Genomic DNA, 12,958 nt, shown 5'->3' with positions numbered 1-12,958 from the left:
TTTCTTTCCTCCTGCATGTAAACAACAAACACTTATTTCATAACTTCAAAATTTAAAACTGTTATTGTGTTTTGTTTGCGAATTCCCTTATTGTTATGTAGCTCCAAATATACCATTTTCTGATTTCGATTTACATTTAATTGACTTCTTTCAAACAGATAAACTTGAATACTTTCAAAATTACTACTATTACTATCCATAACTTCAGTATAGCTTGATAAAATACTAAAATCATCTTCATAACGCTCTTCAAGTGCAAAGTCTAATTGATCTCTCTTTGTTTTCACATCATCTAAACCAATAATCGAAAATTTAGTACCATTTTCAGTTTCAAATGAAGCACTTTTATTTTCTAAAATTGTAACTTTACAATCTAGTAATAATGCATTTAGATCCCTATAGTTGCCACTATAGTCAACATCATTCCACAAAAAATAGACAGGAGCAATAGTAGATAAATACTGGATGTTTTCATCTTTATATTTTTTTGACTTCTTTTTTGAGTAACCACTTAAAAGAATTAACGTATTAGGATTGCAAACTTTTTCAATCTCACTCAATTTAAAAGGAATATCGCCTATATTTGGAATCCATATAAACTGAATGGACTGTAATGAAACATCTAAATGTTTTATTTTAATTTTTTTATGTATAATTTCTAGCTTATTTTTTCGATTAATCAAAAGAATAATTGCTACAATTACTATGAGTCCGATCAATGATAATAATTTTATTTTAATTTCCCCCTTGTTTCTTAACCCATCAACAAAGTAAATGTCAGCTTAATTCTCTATTTTTACTTCATTTTTAAAAATCAATTTATCTATTTCTTTTTTTCATTATACAAAAACTAGTAGAAATTGAAAAATTTTAAACAACAAAAAAACTTATATCCATTAATACAAAATGGGCATAAGTTTTTAATTTGAGTGAAATATGGTTTAATCGTTCCAAAAGTCTATTTTCGTATACGCAAAATAATATCATTTATGAGTAAGTAGTAAGATAAAATAGCAAAAACCGGTTTAACAATATTAGTGTTTAACTGTTGAATTTTCTATTTCATTCGTAACAGATACAATTCTAAGACCAAGCTCTTCAAATTTACGTAAAATTTTATCGATATTTTTATTATCATCTATTTTTAAGACAATTCTTCTTAATAAATGATCTTTTGAATCAAAAGTTACGAGCGAAATTATATTAATCCTAAAATGGTGAAGATAATCAAGTGATCTTGCTAATTGACCTTCCTTCTCCATACTTGTCATTGAAATTCTTATTCCTCGACAGTCCTTTCCTAGAACTTCTTGAAAAATCTCAATTACATCATATCTTATCACTAGTCCAACAAAATTTCTCTCATCATCAACTACCGCAATTGATGGATATTTTTTTAACGAATTCATTGTATCTTCAAATGGCTCATCTGTTTTAACACAAATTGTTTGGTGTGTAGCTATTTCACCTATCTTGAGATTCTTAACATATTCTTCTTTAGGTAATTTACTAAAAAAGCATCTTTTAAAAATCTCTGCTTGTGAAATCATTCCAACATATTTATTTCCTGATAATACAGGAACACTATCAATTTGCTTTTCCAATAGGAGATTAATTGCACATTCTACAGTATCATTTGATTGAATTGTAATTACTTGATGGTTATGAAGCATTCGATGTTTCGCTAACATACTTTAACACTCCCCTTCCCTCTATTTATAACATAGATAAGAAGGATTCAATCAAAGCAATTTTGTCTAGATTTCGAATTTCAATTCCCTATTTAACATTATTTATCCACATCAACATTTAATGGGATTTTTAATATCTGGCCGGGCGTCACTTCGATCCCATTTAAATGATTTGCATCTTGAATAATTTCTTCCCCATCACGATTACCATAATATTTCATTGAAATAGTAAATAATGTTTCTCCTCTTTGAACTTCGTGATTAACCTCTTCCACTCCTACAGATTCACTTGAATCTGATTTGGGTTTTACTACATTTTTCATCTCATTTTTGATTGGAGCTTTTTTCTGAGATTCATTCTTATTTTGGTTTTTTAAATGATTGGTAGCAGTTAATTCAACTTTTTCAAATTTATTTGAAGGAATGATTAAGCTTCCTTTTTCAGTAAAAATTTTATCGTATTTACTATGTACAAACTTCACTACTCCAAATGGTAGCATGATAAAGATTATGACTAAAGCAGTGATTAAAGGATACTTTATTTTCCACCAAGGTCTTCGTTGATCCTCTTTTATTTTCATTGTTTCACTTCTTGGTGGAAGATTTAACAAATCAACAGCTTTATTTTGATCATTTATTTTCTTATTTTTAAATTTCTTATTTTTATTCTTTCGACTTAAGTCAGCTATACTATTAGTCTGAAACTCATTTTTCATTCTTTGTCTTCACTTTCCAAACTTAATTTCATATACATTCCTAAAACATAATCTAAGATAAAATGTGCGATAAATACTATAACAATATTATTTGTCTTCAAATACAAATAACCTAAGAAAAAACTTTCAATTAATACAATTGTAAGTAAAATCGGTTTTTTCACATATCGAAAATGAACTAAAGCGAATACAACTGATGCAATAATTAGTCCAAATTTTGCTTGAATAAATCCTCTAAAAAATAATTCTTCTGATAATGCGATTAAGATACAAAGTATTGTCATTTCAGGAACTGAAAGTGACGTAAAGAATCTTTTATTAAATCCACCATCATCCAACAAACGCTCGGGGATCATATAATTTAATAAAATATTAAATAGGACGAGTGAAAATCCAGCACCGAATCCATATATATATGTTTTATAACTTTTAAATAAATGTAAATCATCTATAAATTTTTCTGTACCAATAAAAAAAGCAATACATAAAATAGCGATTACTAAAATGATTAACTGCGTACCATATACGCTTTTCTTCAAATAGTTAACTGGAATTTCTTGTTGGTTTAATTCGCTTTCCATATAGATTCCTCACAGCCCCAATTTATTTCTTAATTCTTGTTCCCATGAAAGTACATTAGTTTTTTCAAATTTCTCATGATCATTTGAGCAGTACTCTTCAAACGATAAACCACAAATGTTACAACAATTTATTGGTCTCTGTTCTAACATTTCATCAAAAAGTAAAAGATATTTTTCACGATAACAAGTGGATGAAGATAGAAAATCGATCATCGCTTTGAGTTTTAAATATTTTACTTTTTTTCGCTCCGAAATTAACTCTTTAATCGATTCTAATAAGTCATGATTTATTTTTTCTAAATATAACGTATCATCTACGATTACAGTATATTTAAGCATTTCAGAATGCAGCGTCGTCCACTGTATTTCACTAAATTGAAAAACTGCTTTCCAATTATTCACGAGTGTTTCAGACAATTTAATCGGATTTTCTTCGAATCTTTTTAAATAGGCTAGAAAAGACTCAACTTGATTTACAGAAAGGATTTCGTCATCAATTAGCCTTAGTGGTAACTCATGATCCTCTTCACAAACAAGTAGTATTGCTATACTTGGCTGACCATCTCGGCCGGCTCGTCCAATTTCTTGAAGATAATTCTCTATATTTGAAGGATACTGATAATGAATGACAAACCTTACGTTTGGCTTATTGATCCCCATACCAAAAGCACTAGTACAAACTATGATATCTATTTGATTTTGAATAAATTGTTGTTGAATTAAAATTCTTTGTTCATGCTCCATTCCACCATGATAATAAGCGACTTTGCAATTTAACTTTTCTCTTATGGTATGTGAAATTTTCTCGCATGCAGCTCTTGTACCACAATAAACGATGCCTGGACCTGTTAATTTAGAAAGATGGTCAGTTAAAGAATTGATTTTTTCTATTTCCGAATCTACTTTTTCAATTTGAATTGCTATGTTCTCTCTATTAACAGAATTGATATATTTTTGAACATGTTTTAACTGTAAAGTTTCGATTATTTCTTCCCGCACATTTTTGCTAGCTGTAGCGGTTAAAGCTAAAACCGTCGGATTATTCAATTTACGCTTTATTTCCCCTAAAGTTTTATATTCTGGTCTAAAATCATGCCCCCACTGTGATATACAATGTGCTTCATCAACAACAAATAACGAAATTCTAGACGTAGAAAGCTTGTGAATTAAAAATTGGTTTTGTAACATTTCAGGCGAAACGAAAATAAACTTATAACTGCTAATATTATTAAATAAATATTTTTTTTGCTCAAAACTTCTAAAGCTATTAAGTGCAATAACTCGTTTATCTCCAAATGCTTTAATCTGCTCTACTTGATCCTCCATAAGAGAAAGTAATGGTGAAACGATTACTACAACGCCTGGCAATAGTAGGCCTGTTAATTGATATAATAATGATTTCCCCCCACCTGTAGGAAGCATTGCTAAAACATCCTTCGAGTTTAACAAATCATGAATAATTTCTTTTTGGTTATTTCGAAAACTTGAATAACCGAATTTTTCGTATAGAAGTTTATTTAGGTCCATGTAAATCACCCATTCTTGCAAGAGTAATACGAATTTGAAAATATGTTACCTCATTTAATAAAGCTTCTTTAATAATTTTTAATTTCCTTGTATTTAGTTCAATAATTTTATTTTTTATTAAAGTAAATTGCTTTGTTGTAATAAATTGATTAATTGGAAATAATTTATCACCTAATACACACTCAACTATATGATCCTCTATTGTACTAATCTTTAACTGACGAATCTTTGCTATTTCTTGAATTGTTTTACCTTCAGTAAATAATCGTTTTGTTTCAATAGACGTATTCGTAATATTAGTACTTTTAGCTCCAATAACAAATTTACTTAATAAAGGATAATGATTGTTTGGTTCAAGTAAAATAGTGATCATATGATGCAATGTATTAATCGAATTGAGATAAATTTTTTCAACACTCACTTTGTGTTCTAATGCAATTTGTTCAAAAGTCATGCCATAAGTATTTGCTCCAGATAATCGTTTCACAAATAGTAATGCGTCTTCGTCACTAATATTTTCTAAAATTGTATGCAATTCTTTGTAAAATTGATTAACTAATTCGTTTTTATTCACAGGAAAATTAAGAATCTCATTTTTTACCCATTCTTGTATATCTTGGTCTTGAATAACTGCCCTAAAATATTTTAAATTCATATTCAGATTGGACACCGTTTGAAAAAATAATGAAAATCTTTTCCAAAATATCTTTTGAATACTAGAAAATTTTAGTCCGTTTAAAAATGTATATTCCATAAACTGTAATTTTTGATTTGCTAGATAAGCTTGACCATTTTTATTTAACAAATAGATATTCTTATTTTCAGACTGACCTATATACCCTTTAACCTCTAACCCATTTATAATTTCTTGCATATTCTGATGAGTAAGGAAATGAAAAAGTCCGAAAAATGATGTGACTTGATAAAAATGAGAATCTTGAATAATTTGAGCACTTTGTTTTCCTTTTAATAAATACAGTATACCTTGGATTGTTCGTTCACCATTATATCGATGAAGTAAAAAAAGGATGATTTCTTCCAATATTGATAGCTTAAACATCATAAACCTCTCAAATAAAATTATTCCATTAATATATTTAAATATTTTTTCGAATAATAATTAGTAGTACAAAAATATTTGTGCATTTTTTCTAAATAGTTTTTATTTCTTCTAGCTTATCATATGTATCAATAACCAAACCATTTTAAACATATAAAAATCATTATTTATTTTATTTGAGGTTTCATCATTTCTCGTTTTTTTCAAAACCTTGTACAATTATATTGAAAAGTTTTGGAAACCGTTTTAAAATGTTTACAGGTACATTACAAAAATAGTATCTGTAACATAAACAGGGAATAATTTGGGAGGTCAATACAATGGCAAAATATACAATCGTTGATAAAGACACTTGTATCGCATGTGGCGCTTGTGGCGCAGCTGCACCTGATATCTATGACTATGATGATGAAGGGATCGCATACGTTACTCTAGATGATAACCAAGGAATCGTTGAAATTCCGGACGTTTTAGTTGATGACATGATGGATGCATTTGAAGGATGCCCAACAGACTCAATCAAAGTTGCTGACGAAGCATTCGATGGCGACGCTTTAAAATTCGAATAGTAAAAACTGCGGCGAAGTTATTTCGTCGCTTTTTTATTTATAAAAAAAAAACACGAGCTATCCGTATTGCTCGTGTTTTTTAATATGCGCCTTGAATTAGTTCATTAAGAAAATGTTATAGAAACATTCATTTTTGTCTTCTGTTTTGAGCCACGATATTTTTGAATTCGATCAAAACATACATAAGACAGTGTGCCAAATTGTTGTGATGAGGCTAATTATTTCCTTATTTTACATATTCAGAATTATCTAATAAATTGCTATAATAAATAAAACATCATGAGAGGATGAACAGCATGGAACAGATGACAGTTACCGAGAAAAAGACGTTTTTAAACAAGTTCTTAGAGAAAAAACAGGTAAAAAAAGACATCGAATTGATATTACAATTTCTCCTTGCTGTTGATGATGTACTTACAAACATCTCGTTTGTAGAGGATGCAAAGAGTACACCAAATGGCATTGTCTTTAATTTTCGAAAGGATAACAACTCCCACCCTCCGTTTTCTTATTATGAAAATAATAAGAGAGTCGATCTTTCGTCGGAATCGATTTACCATAAACTTCGCTTGCATGGGAAGGAAACAAAGTTTTATCTTGAGTTGATATTTGATGTGATGCCGATCGAGTACGCTTTGATCTTAGATACTAATCCGTTTTCGACAACTACCATTGAATCAAATGAGGAAGTTCAAGCAGAAATCGATGCGTTTCTTTCATCGCTTGTAGCTCAAACTTCGCATAAACTTCTGATATGTCAAATCGACAAAGCACTTGATGAACGCAATGAACAACTGTTTCTTTTGTTAACTTCCCAGTTAAAAAATTAACAACTAAACCATCTATCATTCGATAGATGGTTCTCTTTTTTTCTCCTATAAAATAAATATGATCTTTTCATTCAAATTAGGTACATAAAACAAAAAGTGTCTACCAAAATTTAGTAGACACTTTCATTTATTTATACGTTATGGACATTCATTCTTTGAGTTAACCAAACCTTTAATTTAGGGTAGATAACTAAGAATAAGATCATGATTAATAAACCTTTAATTGCATTAAATGGCATAATTGAAGCAACAATTACTTCATTTGGTAGGTTAAAATTCATGAAATGTGCATATGCAGGTAATAACACAAAATAATTTAAAAGACTTAATATTCCAGTCATCACTACTGTACCAACAATTAATCCAAGAGTTAACCCTCTTACTGAACGATATTTTCTAAAGAAATACGACGCAGGTAAAATGTATAATACTCCCGCACTAAAATTAGCAAATTCTCCAATCGGTACACCAGTCATACTACCATTAATAACATAATGAAGGATGTTTTTTATTAACTCTATTCCTATTCCTGCTACAGGACCAAAAACAATTGCTCCTATTAATGCTGGAACGTCACTAAAATCAATTGTAAGCCAAACTGGAAATGCAGGAAGTGGAAAGTACAGCATCATGAGTACATAAGAAATACTGCTAAGCATTGCCACTATCACCATTTTATTTACTTTGTTGCGTTGTTGCATATTACCTCTCTCCTTTTTCCCGATCATATCAAGAAAAATGAAAGGTTCGCTTAAGTTGCGTTATTATTTGCACAGATTATAATAAGGCCGAAATAATAATGAAAAATAGTATAAAATTATGCAAATAAAATAAAATCCCCTATTTTTTTCGAAATAGGGGAGAATTTTTCAGCACGCCAAATAAGCGTTCAAAAAGAAAAAATTTTTGAACTTGCGAACCTCCATCTTCTCCCATCCAGACTATACTGTCGGCTCTAGAATCGCACTAGATCCTGCCCAAAAAATCAGGCTCGCGGGCTTATAAGCAATGCTTAATTACCGCCGGTGGGGAATTTCGCCCCGCCCCGAAGATAGATCGTTTATTAAATTACAGTTTAATGTTACTAAATTAAATACAGTTTGTAAATAAAAATCTCCGACTAATCATTTAAAGCATTACTTAGGTTTTCTTGACAAAAACTTACTAACGACTCATCTCTTTGATCGTTTGCATATAACAACAGAACAACTGTTGTAAAGACAGCTCTAAACTGTGCAAGTTTCTTTGACGCTTCCGATACATTACCATAAATCTCAAAAAACTCCCCTCTCATATCGTTCGGAATTAGACTATAAACAATGGATAAATCTAATTCACGATTACCAATATGAGCATCACCCCAATCAATAATTCCTTTAAGTTGGTTTTGTTCATTAACAATCATATTCTTAAAATGTAAATCACCATGAACAAGAACTAAAGTTGTCTCACTTTTAATTTCAACTAAGCTTTCAATAAAATGATTAAGTTTCTGTTCATCTTCAATTAGATTCTTCTGTATTGCCTGTTGAATATATTTTTTAGCCTGAGGTTTACGGAAGTTTATATCTAATCTCTTCAATTCATCATACGGTAAATTTATATCCTTTAATTCATCGAAATTTATTGAATGTAAATTTTTCAAGAAATTCGCGATTGGTTCAATCATTAATATTCTATCAGTTCTATTTAAATAAATTGGAGGTTTTCCTGCAATAAAATTATATCCTAAAAATGGCCAAGGAAATAATTCAGATGGCTTTCCATCGAGTATTGGTACCGTTGTCTTCAATTCAAAATGATTAAATATAATTGGGAGTAACTTTCTTTCAACATTTAAAATTGCTACAGCTATTTCTCTTCGTGGAAATCTTAGTAAAATTTCATCGTTTAAACAAAAAACTGTATTATCAAACCCTTCGCCAATTTTTTTTATTCCGTTTATTTTTATATTTGGAAATTGGATCTTTATTATTTCTTTCGCTATTTCGTCTTCCATTACAATTGCTGGATCCCATATATTAGTCATTTTTTTCTCCTTAAAATTAAAAATAGAACTTCACATATAAATGTACTTTACCAAATTTATTAGTAAATTACATTTACATTAGAAGTTCTACAACTAATCTGTGCTTCAACCCTAATTATGAAACTTATAAATCCAAAATAAACGGCTAAGGATTTGAAACAATTTTTAATTCATGAAAATTTTTATCTAATATTATATCCTTTAATTTCTCTCGATTTCCACCGATAAATAAAAGACCAATCGTTAAAACAAACACAACAATCAACAAACATCTCCTAAGAAAATCAAACATTATTTGCCTCCTATCTAAAGAAATGTGAAAAGTGTTTAATCAGTCAAATAACTCGAGGACTGACCTTTAGTAATTTAGAAATAAATTGGACTAAGCGCTTAAATCAGACCCTAACTCTTTTTTATGTATATTACTTAAGATGAATTGAGCAATTCTAAAATATAAACGCCAAGAAGTACTTTTACTAAAACATACACTCAAACATTCTATGATAGAAAAAACTTATTTATACAAAAAAATAGCGATTGATTAGAAAAATTTAACTATTCAATCGCTATTTTTCTTATTTATTTTTTATCAGTTCGAAATACGATTGCTCCTCGTTCGTATTCAACATCCTTAATATTTAAACGTGTGTTGATTACCCTTGCAAGTGCAAAGAAATAATCAGATAGTCGATTTAAATATAAAAATACTGGAAGATGAATATTTTCTTGCTTCATTAATGTTACGACTGTTCTTTCTGCACGTCTCGTTACCGCTCTTGCTTGATGAATGATTGCAGCAGGTTTTGACCCACCTGGTAAAATAAAACGCTGTAATGGGGGAGTTGCTTCCATATATTCATCAATTAATGTTTCAAGCTCTTCTACCATTTTCTCTGTCGTTTTAAAAGGGATGCTATCCTTTACTACTGCCAAATCTCCACCGCAATCAAATAGTTCATGTTGGATCTTTTGAAGTGAATTGTAAATATCTCTTGTATCTTCATGATCTAAATATGTCATTGCGTACCCAACGATTGTATTTACTTCGTCAATTGTCCCGTAAGATTCTACCCTTAAATCATCTTTATCTACTCGTTTACCTACTAAGCTAGTTTGACCTTTATCCCCAGTTTTTGTATAAATTTTCATGAAAAACCTCTCCTTTTTTCAATATTAATTTACAATACATTACTTTTATAAATAATGACCTTTTTATTTGTTTCGGGATTATCTAATATTTGAAATGATGTGTCATATAAACCTTTTAATAAATCTTCACTTAAAACTGAATCTGTATTTCCTTCGATATAAATTTTTCCGTCCTTTAATCCTAATAATCGATCACAATAAAGACTTGCTAAATTTAAGTCATGAAAAACAGTTACAATCGTTTTATTCTCTTGTTTTTGTAATTCCTTTAAAACGTCTAAAATTTTAATAGTATGCATTAAATCTAGATGGTTACTTGGTTCGTCTAAAAAAATATATGGTGTTTCCTGAGCGAAGCATTGAGCAAGAAATACTCTTTGACGCTCACCACCACTAATTTCATTTATGAAGCTTTTTTCCATCTTCTCTGTACCAGTCATCATCATTGCATTATTGACAGCAGTTTCATCGATTGTGGACCAGCTAGGAAAAAAGGAATTCGAATGAGCAAGACGTCCAAGTTTAACTGTTTCTTTTACCTCATAAGAATATGTATAGGAATTTTGTTGTGATAAAACAGCAATCTTTTTTGCTATTTGTTTATTAGACATATTAGTAACAAATTCTCCATCCAACATTACATTTCCTTTAGACGGCTTAAAAAGTCCACAAAGAATATTTAAAAACGTTGACTTTCCACTCCCATTTGGACCAATAATTCCTAGCCATTCTCCTTGATTAATCGAATAAGACAGTTCATCCAAATCAGTATGAATCCCATCATATGAATATGAGATATCTTGACATTTGATCATACTTTTCCCCTATTTCTTTTCAAAGATAGTAAAATAAAAGCAAATATTGGAGCACCAATTAAAGATGTAATTACCCCAATTGGTAATTCTCTAGGAGCTAGAACAATCCTAGATAGAATGTCAGATCCAATTAAAAATATTGCTCCATTGATCATTGATAACGGGAGTAACTTTTTATGTAATGGCCCTACAAGTGTTCTAGTAAAATGCGGAACAACTAATCCTACAAATCCAATTGTTCCAGAAACAGCTACTGCTGCACCAGATAAAATACTACCTGTTAACAAAATTAAATAAGTGGATTTTTTCACATCAATTCCGATATGTTTTGCATTTGTACTACCAAATGTCATCGCATCTAACTGCCTATTTTGACTAAATAAAATAAAAAAAGAAACGATTAAAAACGGTAATAAACTTAGAGAGTATTGAATGCCTCTACCACTGATATTGCCCATTAACCATCCAATTACTGCTCGTAATTCATTATTTGAAAATGTAATAAATAATGATAACAATGCAGAACAAAATGAACTGATTATGATACCACCTAATATTATTGTCTCTACATTTAGGGATCGATCTAGTTTTCTAACAAATAATAATAATAAGATGAGTGTGCCAAACCCAAATAATATACTAACTACAGGCAATGTGAAATAAGTTACAAAAGGTAAGCTTATTTGGAAAAACAAAACTACAACAGCTCCAACAGATGCACCTGAAGAAACACCTAATGTAAAAGGATCAGCTAATGGATTTTTAAGTATACCTTGAAATGCAACACCTGCCAAAGAAAGGCACGCACCGACTAATCCAGCTAACAAAACCCTTGGTACTCTTATATTCATGACAATTGTTTGAATATCAGTTGGAACATAATCTGTTTTAAATAGAGCATCCGAAAAGCTAGAAATAATCGAAGAAAAGGGAATCGATGTAGACCCTATCGAAACCCCTAAAATAAATAAAAAGATTAATAAGATAATTGGAATTAAAAAGATTGAATATGTATTATTTATAAAGCTCTGGGTAAACCGCCTTTGCAATTGCTTCGACTCCCTCTGCAAGTCTTGGACCAGGTCTAGATGTTGTATCTGAATTAACATCATATACACGGTGATTTTTAATTGCGTTTACTGTTTGCCAGTTTTTTCTAGCCATTACAGTTTTTTCTAGATTTGGTACATAATATCCATAAGTTGTTAAAATCACATCAGGATTCGCTTTAATCGCTGATTCCTCACTATACTTTACCCAACCTTTTTCACTTTCAGCTACGTTTTTAGCATGTACAATCGAAAGCATTTCATCTAGGAACGTACCTTTACCTGCTGTATATATTTCTGGTGGTCCTGATATTTCAAGCCAAACCTTTGGATTTGTAGTTGCTTTAGCTGTTTTTTTACTAATTTCATCTAATTTTGTTTTCATACCTGTTACAACTTTTTTCGATTGCTCAGTTTTTCCAGTTATTTCTCCAACTTGTTGAATTGTATCATACACATCATTAATAGTTGCAGCATTTTTTACGACAAAAACATTAATCCCAGCTTGTTTTATCTGTTCTAAACCGTCAGCAGAAATTCCTAAACTTGATTCATGTGCTAAAACTAAATCAGGTTTTAATGAAATAATTTTTTCAACATTATATGTCATATCAGCATTATTTCCGCCAACTTTATCAATTGATTTTACTTCTTTTGGATAATTGTCAAAATCCGTTACCCCTACTACATCCTTGCCATCACCAATAGAAAACAAGATTTCTGTATTACTAGGTATAAGTGATACTATTCTTTTAGGTTCCTCTTTAAAGCTAACTTCTTTGTTCGTTGCATCTTTTACAGTCATTGGAAAAGTTGCTTGTTCACTCTTACTTACATTCGATTTTTTTTGTGTTGTATCATTATTACAACCAAATAATCCTAAACACAATAACATAATGATCAAACTTGATAAAAACTTCTTCATTTAAATCCTCCTAATAA

15 protein-coding genes and 1 riboswitch are annotated in these 12,958 nt (G+C 30.0%); of the genes, 2 read left to right on the top strand and 13 right to left on the bottom strand.

The features are described 5' to 3' along the window. Positions 1–32: 32 nt before the first annotated feature. The 6 genes from BED47_RS00340 to BED47_RS00315 all read right to left on the bottom strand — a co-directional run bounded on the left by BED47_RS00340 (position 33) and on the right by BED47_RS00315 (position 5,575). Positions 33–683: a hypothetical protein gene (locus BED47_RS00340; protein WP_139116317.1), complete on the bottom strand. Its 651-nt coding sequence runs from the start codon at positions 681–683 to the stop codon at positions 33–35. A 351-nt stretch (positions 684–1,034) separates the two neighbouring features. Beyond that, the gene (locus BED47_RS00335; protein WP_069031849.1) at positions 1,035–1,691 is read right to left on the bottom strand and encodes a CBS domain-containing protein; all 657 of its coding nucleotides are present in this window, start codon (positions 1,689–1,691) and stop codon (positions 1,035–1,037) included. 98 nt (positions 1,692–1,789) lie between these two features. Continuing rightward, entirely contained in the window at positions 1,790–2,407 is a 618-nt protein-coding gene (locus BED47_RS00330; RefSeq protein WP_069031848.1) for a LysM peptidoglycan-binding domain-containing protein, read from the bottom strand. Further along, a complete protein-coding gene (locus tag BED47_RS00325; protein WP_069031847.1) occupies positions 2,404–2,988 on the bottom strand; it encodes a CPBP family intramembrane glutamic endopeptidase in 585 nt (194 codons plus the stop codon). Before BED47_RS00325 ends, BED47_RS00330 begins: the two co-directional genes overlap by 4 nt. Positions 2,989–2,997: 9 nt before the next feature. After that, the gene (locus BED47_RS00320; RefSeq protein ID WP_069031846.1) at positions 2,998–4,515 is read right to left on the bottom strand and encodes a RecQ family ATP-dependent DNA helicase; all 1,518 of its coding nucleotides are present in this window, start codon (positions 4,513–4,515) and stop codon (positions 2,998–3,000) included. Then, positions 4,502–5,575, bottom strand: coding sequence for a helix-turn-helix domain-containing protein (locus BED47_RS00315; RefSeq protein WP_069031845.1), 1,074 nt, complete (start codon positions 5,573–5,575; stop codon positions 4,502–4,504). The genes BED47_RS00320 and BED47_RS00315 overlap by 14 nt, the downstream gene beginning before the upstream one ends. A gap of 320 nt (positions 5,576–5,895) precedes the next feature. On the opposite strand from BED47_RS00315, the gene BED47_RS00310 reads away from it, so the two are divergent. Next, complete coding sequence (locus tag BED47_RS00310; protein WP_025672247.1) at positions 5,896–6,144, top strand: ferredoxin; 249 nt, start codon at positions 5,896–5,898, stop codon at positions 6,142–6,144. A 296-nt stretch (positions 6,145–6,440) separates the two neighbouring features. Next, positions 6,441–6,974: a YpiB family protein gene (locus tag BED47_RS00305; RefSeq protein ID WP_069031844.1), complete on the top strand. Its 534-nt coding sequence runs from the start codon at positions 6,441–6,443 to the stop codon at positions 6,972–6,974. A gap of 131 nt (positions 6,975–7,105) precedes the next feature. Here the strand turns inward: BED47_RS00305 and BED47_RS00300 are convergent, their stop codons facing one another. The 7 genes from BED47_RS00300 to BED47_RS00275 all read right to left on the bottom strand — a co-directional run bounded on the left by BED47_RS00300 (position 7,106) and on the right by BED47_RS00275 (position 12,941). Then, on the bottom strand, positions 7,106–7,675 hold the full coding sequence (locus tag BED47_RS00300; protein WP_069031843.1) for an ECF transporter S component: 570 nt from the start codon (positions 7,673–7,675) through the stop codon (positions 7,106–7,108). 219 nt (positions 7,676–7,894) lie between these two features. Continuing rightward, positions 7,895–8,031: riboswitch (FMN riboswitch) on the bottom strand. A 63-nt stretch (positions 8,032–8,094) separates the two neighbouring features. Beyond that, positions 8,095–9,003, bottom strand: a complete 909-nt coding sequence (locus tag BED47_RS00295) for a phosphotransferase (RefSeq protein WP_069031842.1) — start codon at positions 9,001–9,003, stop codon at positions 8,095–8,097. A 145-nt stretch (positions 9,004–9,148) separates the two neighbouring features. Next, a complete protein-coding gene (locus tag BED47_RS23515) occupies positions 9,149–9,295 on the bottom strand; it encodes a hypothetical protein (RefSeq protein ID WP_175403423.1) in 147 nt (48 codons plus the stop codon). Positions 9,296–9,582: 287 nt separating this feature from the next. Further along, positions 9,583–10,152: a cob(I)yrinic acid a,c-diamide adenosyltransferase gene (locus BED47_RS00290; protein ID WP_069031841.1), complete on the bottom strand. Its 570-nt coding sequence runs from the start codon at positions 10,150–10,152 to the stop codon at positions 9,583–9,585. A gap of 29 nt (positions 10,153–10,181) precedes the next feature. Further along, the gene (locus BED47_RS00285) at positions 10,182–10,967 is read right to left on the bottom strand and encodes an ABC transporter ATP-binding protein (RefSeq protein WP_069031840.1); all 786 of its coding nucleotides are present in this window, start codon (positions 10,965–10,967) and stop codon (positions 10,182–10,184) included. Next, the gene (locus BED47_RS00280; protein WP_069031839.1) at positions 10,964–12,016 is read right to left on the bottom strand and encodes a FecCD family ABC transporter permease; all 1,053 of its coding nucleotides are present in this window, start codon (positions 12,014–12,016) and stop codon (positions 10,964–10,966) included. The genes BED47_RS00285 and BED47_RS00280 overlap by 4 nt, the downstream gene beginning before the upstream one ends. After that, positions 11,982–12,941: an ABC transporter substrate-binding protein gene (locus BED47_RS00275; RefSeq protein WP_069031838.1), complete on the bottom strand. Its 960-nt coding sequence runs from the start codon at positions 12,939–12,941 to the stop codon at positions 11,982–11,984. Before BED47_RS00275 ends, BED47_RS00280 begins: the two co-directional genes overlap by 35 nt. Positions 12,942–12,958 lie beyond the last annotated feature (17 nt).

Origin of the sequence: Gottfriedia luciferensis, assembly GCF_001712755.1 — a bacterium.
Lineage (GTDB): Bacteria > Bacillota > Bacilli > Bacillales > Bacillaceae_G > Gottfriedia > Gottfriedia luciferensis_B.
Note: the sequence above shows the minus strand (reverse complement) of the source record. Positions and strands in the feature narration are given on the sequence as shown.